The 14,790-nt window shown below is 72.7% G+C and carries 14 protein-coding genes; 9 read left to right on the top strand and 5 right to left on the bottom strand.

Translation table 11 applies throughout. From position 1 onward, the window contains the following. Positions 1-15: 15 nt before the first annotated feature. Positions 16-1,287, bottom strand: a complete 1,272-nt coding sequence (gene nadA, locus JOD95_RS11235; RefSeq protein WP_066655365.1) for a quinolinate synthase NadA — start codon at positions 1,285-1,287, stop codon at positions 16-18. Positions 1,288-1,295: 8 nt separating this feature from the next. Further along, positions 1,296-2,015 (bottom strand): NUDIX domain-containing protein, encoded by a 720-nt coding sequence (locus JOD95_RS11230; protein ID WP_209685015.1) that lies wholly within the window; start codon positions 2,013-2,015, stop codon positions 1,296-1,298. Between the two features lie 102 nt (positions 2,016-2,117). On the opposite strand from JOD95_RS11230, the gene JOD95_RS11225 reads away from it, so the two are divergent. From JOD95_RS11225 to JOD95_RS11215, 3 genes are all read left to right on the top strand, one after another. Further along, complete coding sequence (locus tag JOD95_RS11225) at positions 2,118-2,399, top strand: acylphosphatase (protein WP_066655367.1); 282 nt, start codon at positions 2,118-2,120, stop codon at positions 2,397-2,399. Positions 2,400-2,541: 142 nt separating this feature from the next. Next, positions 2,542-4,026: an MDR family MFS transporter gene (locus JOD95_RS11220; protein WP_209685014.1), complete on the top strand. Its 1,485-nt coding sequence runs from the start codon at positions 2,542-2,544 to the stop codon at positions 4,024-4,026. A gap of 71 nt (positions 4,027-4,097) precedes the next feature. Beyond that, positions 4,098-5,345 carry a D-arabinono-1,4-lactone oxidase gene (locus JOD95_RS11215; protein ID WP_209685013.1) on the top strand — a complete coding sequence of 416 codons (1,248 nt, stop codon included), beginning with the start codon at positions 4,098-4,100 and terminating at the stop codon, positions 5,343-5,345. Positions 5,346-5,372: 27 nt separating this feature from the next. Here the strand turns inward: JOD95_RS11215 and JOD95_RS11210 are convergent, their stop codons facing one another. Next, positions 5,373-5,864, bottom strand: a complete 492-nt coding sequence (locus tag JOD95_RS11210; RefSeq protein ID WP_209685012.1) for a 2'-5' RNA ligase family protein — start codon at positions 5,862-5,864, stop codon at positions 5,373-5,375. 237 nt (positions 5,865-6,101) lie between these two features. Between JOD95_RS11210 and JOD95_RS11205 the strand changes: the two genes are divergently transcribed. Genes JOD95_RS11205 through JOD95_RS11195 form a run of 3 tightly spaced genes read left to right on the top strand, consistent with a single transcriptional unit; the run spans position 6,102 to position 8,763 of the window. Next, on the top strand, positions 6,102-7,052 hold the full coding sequence (locus tag JOD95_RS11205) for a MetQ/NlpA family ABC transporter substrate-binding protein (RefSeq protein WP_209685011.1): 951 nt from the start codon (positions 6,102-6,104) through the stop codon (positions 7,050-7,052). Next, the gene (locus JOD95_RS11200) at positions 7,052-8,092 is read left to right on the top strand and encodes a methionine ABC transporter ATP-binding protein (RefSeq protein ID WP_209685010.1); all 1,041 of its coding nucleotides are present in this window, start codon (positions 7,052-7,054) and stop codon (positions 8,090-8,092) included. Before JOD95_RS11205 ends, JOD95_RS11200 begins: the two co-directional genes overlap by 1 nt. Next, on the top strand, positions 8,089-8,763 hold the full coding sequence (locus tag JOD95_RS11195; RefSeq protein WP_066655373.1) for a methionine ABC transporter permease: 675 nt from the start codon (positions 8,089-8,091) through the stop codon (positions 8,761-8,763). The genes JOD95_RS11200 and JOD95_RS11195 overlap by 4 nt, the downstream gene beginning before the upstream one ends. A gap of 249 nt (positions 8,764-9,012) precedes the next feature. On the opposite strand, the gene JOD95_RS11190 is transcribed toward JOD95_RS11195, so the two are convergent. Then, positions 9,013-9,792 carry an endonuclease/exonuclease/phosphatase family protein gene (locus JOD95_RS11190; protein ID WP_209685009.1) on the bottom strand — a complete coding sequence of 260 codons (780 nt, stop codon included), beginning with the start codon at positions 9,790-9,792 and terminating at the stop codon, positions 9,013-9,015. Between the two features lie 219 nt (positions 9,793-10,011). Continuing rightward, entirely contained in the window at positions 10,012-11,424 is a 1,413-nt protein-coding gene (locus JOD95_RS11185; RefSeq protein ID WP_209685008.1) for an MFS transporter, read from the bottom strand. 164 nt (positions 11,425-11,588) lie between these two features. On the opposite strand from JOD95_RS11185, the gene JOD95_RS11180 reads away from it, so the two are divergent. From JOD95_RS11180 to JOD95_RS11170, 3 genes are read left to right on the top strand one after another with little or no spacing between them, the layout of a single operon-like run. Then, positions 11,589-12,824 carry an alanine racemase gene (locus JOD95_RS11180; protein WP_209685007.1) on the top strand — a complete coding sequence of 412 codons (1,236 nt, stop codon included), beginning with the start codon at positions 11,589-11,591 and terminating at the stop codon, positions 12,822-12,824. After that, entirely contained in the window at positions 12,824-13,675 is an 852-nt protein-coding gene (locus JOD95_RS11175) for an IclR family transcriptional regulator (RefSeq protein WP_245172221.1), read from the top strand. Before JOD95_RS11180 ends, JOD95_RS11175 begins: the two co-directional genes overlap by 1 nt. After that, positions 13,672-14,745, top strand: a complete 1,074-nt coding sequence (locus JOD95_RS11170) for a sugar kinase (protein ID WP_209685005.1) — start codon at positions 13,672-13,674, stop codon at positions 14,743-14,745. Before JOD95_RS11175 ends, JOD95_RS11170 begins: the two co-directional genes overlap by 4 nt. Positions 14,746-14,790: the final 45 nt, after the last annotated feature.

The following is a 14,790-nucleotide window of genomic DNA, read 5'->3' as shown; positions in this document are numbered from 1 at the left end:
CCTCGCGCGGGGCCGTCAGCCGCGGGGCTTCGCGGCGAGCATGCGCTCGAGCGCGACCCGGGCGTCGGCCTGCACGTCGGCGGGCACCGTGATCTCGTTGAGGACCTCGCCGCGGACGAGTGCCTCGAGCACCCAGGCGAGGTAGCCCGGGTGGATCCGGTACATCGTCGAGCAGGGGCAGACGACGGGGTCGAGGCAGGTGATCCGGTGCTGCGGGTACTCGGCCGCGAGCCGGTTCACCATGTTGATCTCGGTCCCGATCGCGAACGAGGTCGGTTCGGTGGCGGCGGCGACGGTCCGGCGGATGAGGTCGGTGCTGCCCGCAGCGTCCGCGGCGTCCACGACGGCCATCGGGCACTCGGGGTGCACGATGACCTGCACACCGGGGTCCTCCCGACGGGCCTGGTCGATCTGCTCGACCGTGAACCGGCGGTGCACCGAGCAGAACCCGTGCCAGAGGACCACCTGCGCGTCGAGCAGGGTCTGTGCGTCGTTGCCGCCGAGCGCCTTCCGCGGGTTCCACATGGGCATGCGGTCGGTGCTGATCCCCATGGCCTTCGCGGTGTTCCGACCGAGGTGCTGGTCGGGGAAGAACAGCACGCGCTGCCCCCGCTCGAACGCCCACTCGAGCACGGTCGCCGCGTTCGACGACGTGCAGACGATCCCACCGTTCCGGCCGCAGAACGCCTTGAGGTCGGCGGCGGAGTTCATGTACGTGACGGGGATCACCGGCACGCGGCCGTCGGCGTCGGGCTCGGTGCCGTACACGGCGGCGAGCTCGGCCCAGGCCGCCTCGACGCTGTCGATGTCGGCCATGTCCGCCATCGAGCACCCGGCGGCGAGGTTCGGCAGGACCACACGCTGGTCGTCACGGGCGAGGATGTCCGCCGTCTCCGCCATGAAGTGGACGCCGCAGAACACGATGGCCTCGGCGTCGGGCCGGGTCAGGGCGGCGTTCGCGAGCTGGAACGAGTCGCCGAGGAAGTCCGCGTGCCGGACGACCTCGTCGCGCTGGTAGAAGTGGCCGAGCACGACGACCCGGTCCCCCAGCGTCGCCTTCGCCCGCTCGATGCGCTCGTGGAGTTCCGCGTCGCTCGCGGTCCGGTACTCGTCGGGGAGCTGCCCCTGCCGCGGTGCGGAGGTCGGGATGACGTCGGACATCGACGAGCCGGGGCCGTAGCCCGGGCGGCTGTCGAAGTCCCAGGTCGGCGCGGCGAGGTCGGGGGTGCAGGTGCTGCCGTCGGCCTTGCCGTTGGAGATGAGCTCGATCGTGGTGGCGATGGACACTGTGGTTCCTATCGGTTCTGCGGGTGGTGCTGCCGGGGGTGGGCGGGCTGCAGCGGGCCGTTGTCCGCGTAGGCCAGGTCGGGGTTCGAGCGGTACAGCCGAGCCGGGCGGTGCCGGTCACCGCTCGTGGTCTCGTCCGTCGCGATGACGGCGTCGGACTGCGCGACCTGTCGACGGAAGTTCGCGGGGTCGAGCGTCCGCCCGAGCACGGCCTCGTACACCCCGCGCAGCTCGGCGAGGGTGAACCGGTCCCCGAGGAACGCCTGCGCGATCCGCGAGTACGACACCTTGTTGCGGAGCCGCCAGAGGGCGTAGGCGACGATGTGGTCGTGGTCGAACGCGAGTGCGGGGTGCTCGTCGGCCAGGAACCAGCGGACGTTCCAGTCGTCGGGGACGGACTCGGCCTCGTCGGGGTGGACGAGCGCCCAGTAGACGATCGACACCACGCGGCTCGGCGAACGGTCGACGTCGCCGAACGCGTACAGCTGCTCGAGGTACCGCGGCTGCACGTTCGTCGTCTCGCGCAGGCGCGCCGCGGCGGAGTCCTCGAGCCCCTCGTCCGGGCCGACCCAGCCACCGGGCAGCGCCCACGACCCCTCGAACGGATCGGCGACACGGCGCACGAGCGGCATCCACAGCGCCGGGGCACCGGTGTCGGGGTGCGGGCGCAGGGCGACGATCACGGTGGAGACCGCGACGCGGATGCTGGTGGGAGGTGATTGTGTCATTATGACTCGAAGTGTTCGGGTTGTGATGACACTATCAGTCGGTTCACGGAACCGGAACAGCGCCGTAACGTGCAGGGTCCCCGACGTGCCTACATTGGCGCCATGACGACGGTGACGAGGGTGCACGCCGTGGTGTCCGGCTCGGTGCAGGGGGTCGGCTTCCGGTACTGGACCGCACGCAAGGCAGACGGGCTCGAACTCGACGGGTACGCCAGGAACCTGTTCGACGGGACCGTCGAGGTCGAGGCCGAGGGGCCGTCCGAGGCGGTCGAGGCGCTCATGGCGTTCCTCCGCACCGGTCCGCCGACCGCCACGGTCACCGACGTCGCCCGACGCAGCGTGGTCCCGCACGGCGACGGCGACGGGTTCGCGATCCTGCGCTGACCGCGCTCGGGGTGGACCTGTTCACGAGGACGACACACGGAAGCGGAATACTCGGATCCGTTCAGGCGGTTGCCCTGTCTGCGCGGTCCGCGCGCCCTCGTCCTCTCCGCCGTACTCCCCCGTCACTCCCCAGGAGCCCCGCATGACCCAGGCAGTCGATTCCGCCCCGCGCACCGGGAGCGTCTCGCAGCCCTCCGCCGGCGAGACCAGACTCGTGATCGGGCTGTTGCTCGTCTCCGCGTTCGTCGTCATCCTCAACGAGACGATCATGGGTGTCGCGCTCCCCCGGCTCATGGAGGACCTCGACATCTCGGCGGCCACCGGGCAGTGGCTCACCACGGGCTTCCTGCTCACCATGGCGGTGGTGATCCCGATCACCGGGTTCCTGCTCCAGCGCTTCAGCACGCGCCAGGTCTTCATCGCGGCGATGGCGCTGTTCAGTCTCGGCACGCTCGTCGCCCTCGCGGCACCCGGCTTCCCCGTGCTGCTCGTCGGCCGCATCGTGCAGGCCAGCGGCACCGCGATCATGATGCCGCTGCTCATGACGACCGTCCTCAACCTGGTCGAGCCCGCGCACCGCGGCCGCATCATGGGCAACATCTCGATCGTCATCTCGGTGGCGCCCGCCGTCGGCCCGACCATCTCGGGCCTGATCCTCAACGCGTTCTCGTGGCGCTGGCTCTTCGGGTTCGTGCTGCCGATCGCCGTCGCCGCGCTCGTGCTCGGCGTGCTCAAGGTCCGCAACGTGACCACGCCCCGCCGCGCGCCGCTCGACGTCCTGTCGGTCGTGGTCTCCGCCGTGGCGTTCGGCGGGATCGTCTTCGGGCTGTCCAGCTTCGGCGAGGCCGGGTCGACCGGGCCGCTCGTCCCCGTCCTCGCCCTGGTCGTCGGCTTCGCGGCACTGGCGTTCTTCGTCGTCCGGCAGACCCGCCTGCAGCGCACCGACAGCGCCCTGCTCGATCTCCGGACCTTCCGCACGAAGGGCTTCACGGTCCCGATCGTCGCGATGGGCATCAGCTTCATGGCGATGTTCGGCACGCTGATCCTGCTGCCGATCTACCTCGAGCGCGTCCTCGGGCTCGAGGTGCTGACCGTCGGGCTCCTGCTCCTGCCCGGCGGCCTGATCATGGGGCTGCTCTCCCCCGTCGTCGGCCGCATCTACGACCGCCGCGGCCCCCGCGTGCTCCTCGTGCCCGGGTCGATCATCATCAGTGCCGTCCTCTGGGCGCTCTCCACGGTCGGGGTCGACACCAGCGTGTGGTTCGTCCTCGGCGCCCACGTCGTGCTGAGCATCGGCCTCGCGCTCACCTTCACCCCGCTCTTCACCGCCGCGCTCGGTGGCCTGCCGCCGAAGCTGTACTCGCACGGCAGCGCGGTGCTCGGGACGACGCAGCAGCTCGCAGGTGCCGCGGGCACAGCGCTCTTCGTCACGCTCCTGACGATCGGTACGGCCACGGCGGGAGCCGACGCGGACGCCGCCGGGGTCGCCGCCGCGACCGCCTCGGGCGTGCAGACCGCGTTCCTGGTGGGCGGCGTCATCTCCCTCGTCGGCATCCTCACCTCGGCGTTCGTCCGCCGCCCGGCGACGCCCGAGGGCGCACCCGCCGGCGCCCCCGCGATGCACTGACCCGCAACACCACCGGACCGCGCCGACGGTCCGCGATGCCACGTCGCCGACGGCGTGGCATCGTGGGCCGTATGCGGTCGACGGCGCGCGAGGTCAACTGGTCCGGTACGGTCACCTACTCGGCCGAACGGGTCGAACGGCCGCGCACCCTGGAGGAGGCCGCCGAGGTCGTCGCCCGGTCGCAGCGGGTGCACGGGCTCGGCACCCGCCACTCGTTCAACGACGTGGCAGACGCCCACGGGGTGCTGCTCGACCTGACGGGGCTCCCCACGGACCTCGTCGTCGACGCCGCCGCCGGCACGGCCTCGATGGGTGCCGGTACCCGGTACGGGGTGGTCGCGCCGGAACTCGACGCCGCGGGGGTCGCCCTGCACAACACCGGCTCGCTGCCGCACATCTCGATCGGCGGCGCGATCGCCACCGGGACGCACGGGTCGGGCACGACGCTCGGGTCGCTGAGCACCGCCGTCCGGTCGTTCGAGCTCCTCGGGGCGGACGGTGCCGTGCGGACGGTCCGTCGCGGTGACGACGACTTCGACGGGGCCGTGCTGCACCTCGGGCTGCTCGGCATCGTGACGCGCGTCGAGGTGGACGTCGAACCGTCCTACCGGATGCGCCAGGACGCGTACGGGCCCGTCCCGTGGGACCGGTTCGTCGCGCACGTGGCCGACGTGCACGCCGCGGCCTACTCGGTGTGCTCCTACACGGTGTTCGGGGACGAGGTCGGCGAGGTGCTGCTGAAGTCCCGCGTGCCGGACGGCGCCGACGACGTCGACGTCCCGGAGGCCCTGCTCGGCGCACCGCGGCTGCCGGGACGCCCGGCCGACGGTCACGTCACCGCTCGCGACGGCACCGTGGGCCCGTGGTGGGACCGGCTGCCGCACTTCCCGATCGACGCGGTGCCGAGCGTCGGGTCCGAGGTGCAGAGCGAGCACTTCGTCCCGCTGCGGCACGCTGCCGCCGCACTGGAGGCCCTCCGCGGGCTCGCCGACCGGATCCAGCCACACCTGCACGTCTGCGAGCTCCGCACGATGGCCGCCGACCCGTCCTGGCTCAGCCCGACGCAGGGCGAGGACGTCCTCTGCATCGCGTTCACCTGGCGGAAGCACCCCGAGGCGGTCGCGGCGCTGCTGCCGGACCTCGAAGCACGGCTCGCGCCGTTCGACGGCCGGCCGCACTGGGGCAAGACGAGCTCGCTCGACGCCGACGCGGTCGAGGCCCTCTGGCCGCGCCTGCCGGACTTCCGCAGGCTGGTGGCGGCGGCCGATCCGGAGCGGCGGTTCGCGTCCGTGTTCGGTGAGCGGGTGCTGCGGACCTGAGCCGCGCCTCCCGACCGGGGCCACCCCTCACGCGACGGGGGTGACCGTCTTCGTCTCGCCGTCCCAGTGGCGGACCCCGCCGACGGTCAGGGTCTCCGGCAGCGGGGTCGCCCGGAGCGTCGCGACCGCGGCGGGCAGGTCCTCGTCGCGCACCCGACGGGCGAAGGTGACGTGCGGCGACCAGCCGCCGGGCAGCGAGGTCTCCACGGCGTCGGGTGCCCTCCGGTGCACCGCCGCGTGGAAGGCCGCGAGGACCGGGTCCACGACGACGGCACGGACGAGCACGGACCGCCCGGCGCCGGCGGGGAACAGCAGGAGGCCACCGAGCCGGAGCGTCGTCGGCACCGCGGCGTCGAACCCCTCCGGGACCGGCAGCGCGTCGCCGGCCGCGAGGGTGACGTGCGGGTCGTTCGTCCCCGACCGGCCGAGGCTCGGCAGGTCGGCTGCCGTCAGGGCGTCCCACGCGGCGCGCACGGCGGCATCGGAGTCGGGGTCGAGGACGAGTTCGAGGCTGCGCACGCTCCGAGTCAACCAAGCCCCGCAGCGCCCGGTGCTCGCCGTGCGGCACCTGTGGAGAACGGCACGGATGTAACACGGCGGAACGGATCGTGCGTGTCGCGCCGCGGGCAGCCACACTCGGAACCTGGCCGCGGCATCCCGCGGCTCCCCACGCACCGCCCGTGCACGCCGCCGTCCGGGCTCGCCCCGCCCGGCCCCGCCCCACCCGTCCGGGCACGTCCCCCACGAGGAGCACCCATGTCCGCAGCACCCGTCCTGCCCCAGAAGCCGAAGGGCAGGCGCCCCGTCGGCTGGATCATCGCCGCCGCGGTCGTCGTGGTCGCGATCGTCGTCGCCGTCGTCGTGGCGGCCGTCCGCTCCGGCGGGTCCGAGGGCGCTGCCTCCGGTGACGGCGCCGGGAAGACCGTGACGATCGGCGTCGCCGACAAGTCGCTCGGCTACTGGAGCACGTACACGAAGCTCGCGAAGGACGAGCTCGGCGTGACGGTGGAGCTCACCAACTTCTCGGACTACTCGCTGCCGAACCCCGCACTCAAGGACGGCCAGCTGGACATCAACCAGTTCCAGCACATCCAGTACCTGGCGGACTACAACGTCACCTCGGACGACGACCTGCAGCCGATCGGCTCCACCGCCGTGTACCCGCTGCCGCTGTACGCCACGCAGTACTCGAAGCCGAGCGAGCTGCCCGAGGGTGCGAAGGTCGCGATCCCGAACGACTCGATCAACCAGGCGCGCGCGCTCCTCATCCTGCAGTCCGCGAAGCTCCTCGAGCTCGAGGACGGCGGCTCGGCCTTCTCGACCACGACCGACATCGAGTCGTCGAAGGTCGACGTCCAGCCCCTCGACGCCTCGCAGACCGCGAACGCGCTCCAGCAGGGCTCCGTCGCCGCCGCGGTCGTGAACAACAACTTCGCCACCGCCGCGAAGCTCCCGACCAGCGACATCGTCTTCCAGGACGACCCGGCCAGTGCGAGCGCCGCCCCCTACGTGAACGTCTTCGCGGTGCGCGACGCCGACAAGGACAACAAGACCTACCTCGACCTGGCGAAGCTGTTCCAGGACCCGGCGGTGCAGAAGGCCTTCGCCAAGGACCTGCCCGAGGCCGTCGCCCGCGACGAGAGCGCCACGAAGCTCCAGGCCGAGCTCGCGACGGTCGAGCAGGACGCGAAGGCGGCCAAGCAGTAGTGCCCGCCCTCGTCGAACTCCGCGGCGTCTCGAAGCACTACCGCCGCGCCGACACCGGCGAGACCGTGGTGGCCGTCGAGGACGTCTCCCTGGACGTGCACCAGGGAGAGGTCCTCGGCGTCATCGGGTACTCCGGTGCCGGCAAGTCCACCCTCGTCCGCCTCGTGAACGCCCTCGAGCTCCCCTCGTCCGGCACGGTCACCGTCGGCGGCAGGGAGCTCACCGCGATCCCGGAGAAGGAACGCCGCCTGGCCCGCCGGAAGATCGGCATGATCTTCCAGCAGTTCAACCTGTTCCGCTCGCGGACCATCGCCGGCAACGTCGCGTACCCGCTCAAGGTCGCGGGTGTCGCGAAGGCCGAGCGGGACCGCCGTGTGGCCGAGCTCCTCGACTTCGTCGGGCTGCTCGAGCGCGCGCACGCGTACCCCGAGCAGCTGTCCGGCGGGCAGAAGCAGCGCGTCGGCATCGCCCGCGCGCTCGCCTCGAACCCCGAGCTGCTCCTCGCCGACGAGGCCACGAGCGCCCTCGACCCGGACACCACCTCCGAGGTGCTCGCACTCCTCCGTCGGGTCAACCGCGAGCTCGGAGTCACCATCGTCGTCATCACGCACGAGATGGACGCGGTCCGCCGGATCGCCGACCGGGTCGCCGTGATGGAGAACGGCCGCGTGGTCGAGGTCGGCGACGTCTACGACGTGTTCGCCTCGCCGCAGACCGGTGCGGCGCAGCGCTTCGTGCGCACCGCCCTGCACGACCGCCCCTCGGCGGAGCAGCTCGCGCGGCTGCGGGAACACCACCGCGGCCGCCTGGTCACGGTGCAGATCACCGACGAGGTGGGCCTGCAGAACCGGATCGACGCGGCCTTCCGCACCGCCGGGGTGTCGGCCGAGCTCGTGTTCGGCGGCGTCGGCGAGATCCGCGAACGCCGCATCGGGTCGCTGACCTACGAGTTGACCGCGGACGACCCCGCCGCCGTCGACCGCGCGATCGGGGCACTGCGCGACGGACACGTCACCGTCGACGAGGAGGTCGCAGCATGAACGGCAACGGCTTCCAGAGCGTGATCGACACGTCCGACGTGTTCCTCGCCGCGATCCGCGACACCCTCGTGATGACGCTGGTCTCCCTGGTGTTCGCCGGTGTGATCGGCCTCGCGCTCGGACTGGTCCTGTACGCCACCCGTCCGGGCAACCTGCTCGGCAACCGGGCGGTGTACACGGTCGTCAACGTGCTCGTGAACATCGTGCGCCCGATCCCGTTCGTGATCTTCCTGGCCGCGATCGCACCGCTGTCGCGCGTCGCCGTGCAGACCACGATCGGCGTCCCCGCGGTGACGTTCGCGATCTCGCTCGCGGCGTCCTTCGCGGTGTCCCGGATCGTCGAGCAGAACCTGCTCGCCGTCGACCCGGGCGTGGTCGAGGCAGCGCGGGCGTCCGGGGCCCACCCCGTGTCGATCCTGCTGACGGTGCTCATCCCCGAGGGCGTCGGACCGCTCATCCTCGGCTACACGTTCATCTTCGTGGGCATCGTCGACATGACCGCGCAGGGAGCCCTGATCGGTGGCGGTGGCCTGGGCGAGTACGCGATCGTGTACGGCTCGCAGCGGTACGACTGGTGGATCGTCTACGTGTCCGTGGCGGCGATCGTGGTGATCGTCCAGCTCGGGCAGTTCATCGGCAACCGGCTCGCGCGGGCGACGCTGCGTCGCTGAGGCGCGGACCGGTCGCCCCGGCGATCGACGACGGACGGGAGGCACGGTGCCAGCTGGCACCGTGCCTCCCGTCCGTCGGCGGTGGCGTCCCGCCGCGGGGGTCGCGCCGAGCGAGCACGATCCGTCACGCCAGGCGGTGCTGGCAGCCGAACGTGCCCGCTCGACGGACGGACACGGCATGTCACGCCCGTTCGGCGGGACGGTGCCGGAACGCGGGCGAGGGACAGCGAGCACCCGGCCGTGGCGGCCTCAGGCGGCGGGGGTCTCCGGGACCTCGACGGCGGCGGTCGCGACGCCGGGGTGCTCGTAGTGCGCGCGGACCAGGATCGGCCGGTGGTCGGAGATGCCCGCGGGCAGGGTCTCGACGCCGGCGATGTGCAGCCCGACACTCGTCGCGAAGTCGAAGTGGCCGGTGAACTTGCGGTAGCGCAGGTAGGTCGGCTGGTCGGACAGCGACAGCGCGAAGCCGTGCTCCTCGATCTTCCGGCGCAGGTTCGTCTGGAACCACGGGTAGTTGAAGTCGCCGACCATGATCGCCGGAGCCTCGTCGGACAGCTCACGGACGAACTGGTGGGCAGCCTCGATCTGCTTGCGTCGCAGGGAGTTCGTGGCCGTCAGCGGCGAGGCGTGGAACGAGGCCACGATGACCTCCGTCTCGGCCTCGGTGTCGCGGAGCCGCATCGCGATGAGCCGTTCGTGCGCGGGGGCGAGCACCCGGTCGTGCAGCGACTTCTGCAGCGAGTGGATGCTGAAGTCCTGCACCTCGAAGCGGTCGTCGCGCTTGTAGATCGCGAGACCGAGACGGTTGGCCTTCGTGGAGGCGGCGAGCGACAGCCCGGCGACCTCCGGCGCGAGGTCGTTGCTGTCGCACTCCTGCACGCAGATGACGTCCGCCTGCGACGCTTCCGCCAGGGCGGCGAGCTCGCTGTTGGCGGTGTGCTCGCGGAGGTTGTAGCTGACGACGCGCAGCTCGGTCGGCTGCACGGCGGTGCCGTCGGCGATCGTCCCCTGCTGCTGTGGCCCGGCCATGCTGCCTTCCGTCCTGGGTGTCTCGGTCACCCTGCCGCGGCAACCGTACTCGGCTGTCGCGGACAGTTGCTGTGACCGTAGCGCACCCGGGGTCCCCCGCGGGTGACCGTGTCGCGAACGGACAGCGGACGGCCGACAGCCCGCCGGACAGCGGACGGCTGACAGCCCCGCCGGACAGCGGACGGCTGACAGCCCCGCCGGACAGCGGGACGGCGCCCGTCAGCGCGCCGCGGCCCGCACCCGTCGCGCCGGTCGCACCGTGTCCCCCGCGGTCCGGCTCATCAGGACACCCTCGACACAGGCCACCACGAGGAGCACGGCGATCACCCAGAAGGCCACGTCGTAGGGCCCGGTCCCGCCGAGCCCGGCCGCAGCCCGGATGGCCACGGCGGCGACGGCGACCCCGAAGCCCGCTGCGACCTGCTGCAGCGTCGACGAGAGTGTGTTCGCCGGCGTCATGTCCGCCTGCTCGACGTCGGCGGAGGCGATCGTGTTGTACGCCGTGAAGCCGACCGACCGCGCGGCGCCGCTCACCACGAGCAGCACGGCGAGCAGCCAGAACGGGGTGTCCTCGGTCAGGAACACCATCGCGACGACGCTCAGCGCTGCGATCGCGCTCGACACGACGATCACCGGCCGGTAGCCGAACCAGCGGAGGAACGGCGTGGTCATCGGCTTGATCCCGAGGTTGCCGACGAAGACCCACAGCACCGCGGACCCGGCGAGCACCGCGCTCCAGCCCCAGGCGTCCTGGAAGAGCAGCGGCAGCACGAACGGCACGGCCGACACGGCGAGCCGGAACAGGCTGCCCCCGGCGTGCGAGACGCGGAAGGTCTCGAGCCGGAACGACCCGAGGCCCATGATCGGGTGCGGGGCCCGACGGAAGTGCCGCACGGCGAGCCAGCAGCAGACGCCCCCGACCACGCCCGACACGACGACCGCGACCAGGGGGATCTCGTCGAGTGCGAGCAGGGACGCCATCACCACGAGCGAGCCGAGTCCGAGGCAGGCGAGCAGCGACCCACGCCAGTCGAACGGGACGCGTTCCGGAGCGCGCTCCTGCGGCACGAGGACCAGTGCGGCGACGAAGGCGATCACCCCGAGCGGGATGTTGACGAGGAAGATCCAGTGCCAGCTGAGGGTGTCGACGAGCACGCCGCCGACGAACGGGGCGATGATCGGTGCCGCGAGTGCGGGCCAGGTGAGGATCGCGATGGCGGTGACGAGCTGTTCGCGTCCGGCACTCCGCAGGACGACGAGCCGTCCGACGGGCACCATGAGTGCTCCGCCGAGCCCCTGCAGGATCCGCCAGAGCGTCAGCTCGACGAGCCCCTCCGACGCCGCGCACAGGGCGGAGGCCACCGTGAAGAGCGCGATCGCGCCGGTGAAGACCGTGCGGGAGCCGACCCGGTCGGTGAGCCAGCCGCTGACCGGGATGAACACCGCGAGCGTGACGAGGTAGGCGGTGATCGCGACACCGATCGCGGCGGAGTCGACGCCGAGGTCGCGGCCCATCGCCGGGGCTGCGGTCGCGAGGATCGTGCCGTCCAGGAGCTCCATGAAGAAGGTGCCCGCGACGAGCACGGCCACCGCCGTGCTCCCCCGTCGTCGTGTCGTCGTCATCGTCGTCATCACGTCGAATGCTATGCCCGCTCGGTTTCTGCCCGACGCAGCCGGCAGGCGCCGGGGCGTACCACCGTTCTGCACCGCAGAATGGGCGGGACGAGGACGTTGCCCGGTGGACCCGGCACCGGGAGCGTTGCCCCAGGAGCACACCGCACGACGCAGGAGGACCGATGACGACCACCCCCGCAGCAGCAGGGCACCCCGTCCGCCCGCCCGGCACCGTCACGACGAAGGGCGCAGCCGACCCCGCCGCCCCCGTCCTCGGCCGGCACGTCCTCGACCACGCGCACCTCCCGGTGATGACGCTCCGCGAGTCCGCCCTCGCCCACAACACCGCCGTCATGCAGTCGTACGTCGACCGCCACGGGCTGCTGCTCGCCCCGCACATGAAGACGCACATGGCCCCGGCCCTCGCCGACCGCCAGGTCCGTGCCGGCGCCTGGGGCGTCACGGTCGCCTCCGTCCAGCAGGCCATGGTCGCGTGGGCACACGGCGTGCACCGGATCCTCGTCGCCAACGAGGTCCTCGACCCCGCCGGCCTCGCCTGGCTCGCCTCCCGCCGGAGCGTCGACCCCGACGCCGACGTGCTCTGCAACGTCGACTCCGTCGCCGGTGTCACCGCGGCGGCGAGCGCCGCCCGCTCCGTCGACGGCACCGTCCACGTGCTGGTCGAGGTCGGGTTCCCCGGCGGCCGGACGGGCGTGCGCTCGGCCGAGCAGGCGCGCGAGGTCGCCGTCGCGGCGCACGACGCGGGTCTCGTCCTCCGCGGGGTGACCGGGTACGAGGGGGGCCTGCCCGACGTCGACACCGCACGCGCCTGGGTCGCCGAGGTCCTCGCGATCGCCAGCGACGTGCGTCGTCTCGTCGCCGGCCGCACCCTGCTCAGCATGGGCGGCAGCGCCTGGTTCGACGGGGTGGTCGACGCCGTGGAGGGCCGTCCGGACGACGTCGACGTGCTCCTGCGCTCGGGCGCCTACCTCACGCACGACGACGGCTTCTACGCCGAGCGCACGCCGTTCGGCCGCCGCCCGGAGGAGGGCTCGCTCCGCCCGGCGATCGAGGTGTGGGGCCGCGTCACGTCCTGCCCGGAGCCGGGCCGCGCGCTGGTCGCGGTCGGCAAGCGCGACGTCTCGTTCGACGAGGGCCTGCCGGTGGTGCGCGGCGTCCGGCCGGGAGGCACGGCACACGACCCGCAGGTCGTCCCACCACCCGGGGCGGTCACCGTCACCCGCCTCGACGACCAGCACTGCTACCTCGCCCTGGCCGACGGGGCGCCCGGGCTGACGCCCGGCGACGTCGTCGTGCTCGGGGTCTCCCACCCGTGCACGGTCTTCGACAAGTGGCGGCAGGTGCAGGTGCTCGCGGACGACGACACCGTCACCGAGACGATCGCGACGTGGTTCTGATGCCCGACGACGAGCAGTCGCCGACGTCGCCCGTGCCCGCGCGGAACGCCGCACTGTCGCTCCGCCGGGGCCTGACGGTCCTCGACCACGTGGCCGACCGCACCCGGAACGGCGCCGCCTCGGTGTCGCTCGGCGAGCTCGCGACGACCCTGGGCACCGCGAAGTCGACCGTGCTGCGCCTGACCGCGCCGATGGTCGAGACCGACCTGCTCCGCCGCACCCCGGACGCCGGCTTCACCCTCGGGCTCGGCGCACTGCTGCTCGGCCAGAGCTACCTCGAGGGCATCGACCTGCGCGCCGCAGCGGCGCCGTTCATGCGGCGCACCGCGGAGTCGACCGGCCTGACCTGTCACCTGGTGGTGCCGGACGGCACGGACATCGTCTACGTCGACAAGGTCGAGACCCGCGGAACGGTCCGGATGGGGTCACGGATCGGCCACCGCCTGCCGATGCGGAACACCGCCTCCGGCAAGGCGATCGTGGCGTTCGGCGACCCCGGGCTCCTCGGCGCGGTGCTCGCCGTGCCCGCGACCGCGATGACCGACCAGTCGATCACCGACGACGGACGCTGGCGGCAGGAGGTCGACCGCACCCGGGCGCGCGGGTACGGGATCGACGACCGCGAGAACGAGCCGGGCATCCGCTGCGTGGCCGCGCCCGTGCTCGACCACGCGAACCAGGTCGTCGGCGCGATGAGCATCTCGGGGCTGGCGTCCCGCTTCCCGGCGGCGGCGGTCCGCGAGCTCGGCGACGGTGTCGTGCGGACCGCGCTCGAGATCTCGGTCGCGCTCGGGTCCTCGTCGGCACAGCTCGCCCTGCGTCGCACGGCACCGGGTGGGGTGACCCGGTGAGCGCGGGCACGGGGGTCCTCACCCTCGGCGAGACGATGCTCCTGCTGGCCGGCCCCGGTGTCGGCGAGGTGTGCGACCTCGACCACATGCGCGTCGACACCGGCGGGGCGGAGAGCAACGTCGCGATCGGGCTGGTCCGCGCGGGTGTCCCGGCCACGTGGGTCGGACGCGTGGGGGCGGACCCCGCCGGTGACCGGGTCCTGCGGGACGTCGGGCAGGCCGGCGTCGAGGTCGCCGCGGTCGTCGACCCGGACCGTTCGACCGGGCTCATGATGAAGGAACGACTGCGGGACGGCCGGACCCGCGTGACCTACCACCGTCGACACTCCGCGGGCTCGGCGCTCGCACCGGAGGACGTCCCCGCCGGGCTCGTCGAGCGGTCGGCGCTCGTCCACGTCAGCGGCATCACGCTCGCGCTCTCGGAGTCCGCCCGGCGGACCGTCACCTCGGTGCTCGACCGCGCCGAGGCCGCCGGGGTCCCGGTGTCCTTCGACGTGAACCACCGGCAGAAGCTGCTCGACGCCGCGGTCGCCCGGGAGCACTACCGCGCCGTCGCCGCCCGTGCCGCGGTGGTCTTCGCCGGCGACGACGAGGCCCGCATCCTGCTCGGTGACCCGGACGGTGCCGGAGACGACGGGGCGAGCCCGCCGCAGTCCGACGAGGACCTCGCCCGTGGGCTCGCCGACCTGGCCCGTGGTCGTGCCGTGGTGAAGCTCGGCTCCCGCGGCGCCGTCTCGGTCGTGGACGGGCGGACGACCCGCCGCGCGGCGACACCGGTGCGCGTCGTCGACCCGGTCGGCGCCGGTGACGCGTTCGTGGCGGCCTGGCTCGCGGCGACGCTCACGGGGGCCGACGCGGACACCGCGCTCGACCGGGCCGCCGACGCCGGAGCGCTCGCCTGCACCGTCCCGGGCGACTGGCGGTTGCCGGTCCCCGGCGCGAGCACCGACCCGCTCACCGCCGACGCGTCGGACACGTCAGACCCGTCGGACCCGTCGGACCCGTCAGACCCGGCCGGCCCCCGAGCAACCGCTGTCGACACGGCGGTGCACGACCGCGTCGACCGCTGACCGCGACCACCACCCGTCCGGCACGAACCCGCCCGACCGATCCGA

The organism is Curtobacterium sp. 1310 (assembly GCF_017834105.1).
Lineage (GTDB): Bacteria > Actinomycetota > Actinomycetes > Actinomycetales > Microbacteriaceae > Curtobacterium.
Note: the sequence above shows the minus strand (reverse complement) of the source record. Positions and strands in the feature narration are given on the sequence as shown.

What these genes read in the sequence shown, in the direction of transcription:
- JOD95_RS11190 (WP_209685009.1), bottom strand. Translation starts at nt 9,792, where the DNA reads ATGGCCGGGCCACAGCAGCAGGGGACGATCGCCGACGGCACCGCCGTG.
- JOD95_RS11205 (WP_209685011.1), top strand. Translation starts at nt 6,102, where the DNA reads ATGTCCGCAGCACCCGTCCTGCCCCAGAAGCCGAAGGGCAGGCGCCCC.
- JOD95_RS11175 (WP_245172221.1), top strand. Translation starts at nt 12,824, where the DNA reads ATGCCCGACGACGAGCAGTCGCCGACGTCGCCCGTGCCCGCGCGGAAC.
- JOD95_RS11180 (WP_209685007.1), top strand. Translation starts at nt 11,589, where the DNA reads ATGACGACCACCCCCGCAGCAGCAGGGCACCCCGTCCGCCCGCCCGGC.
- JOD95_RS11220 (WP_209685014.1), top strand. Translation starts at nt 2,542, where the DNA reads ATGACCCAGGCAGTCGATTCCGCCCCGCGCACCGGGAGCGTCTCGCAG.
- JOD95_RS11225 (WP_066655367.1), top strand. Translation starts at nt 2,118, where the DNA reads ATGACGACGGTGACGAGGGTGCACGCCGTGGTGTCCGGCTCGGTGCAG.
- JOD95_RS11195 (WP_066655373.1), top strand. Translation starts at nt 8,089, where the DNA reads ATGAACGGCAACGGCTTCCAGAGCGTGATCGACACGTCCGACGTGTTC.
- JOD95_RS11230 (WP_209685015.1), bottom strand. Translation starts at nt 2,015, where the DNA reads ATGACACAATCACCTCCCACCAGCATCCGCGTCGCGGTCTCCACCGTG.
- JOD95_RS11185 (WP_209685008.1), bottom strand. Translation starts at nt 11,424, where the DNA reads ATGACGACGATGACGACGACACGACGACGGGGGAGCACGGCGGTGGCC.
- JOD95_RS11215 (WP_209685013.1), top strand. Translation starts at nt 4,098, where the DNA reads ATGCGGTCGACGGCGCGCGAGGTCAACTGGTCCGGTACGGTCACCTAC.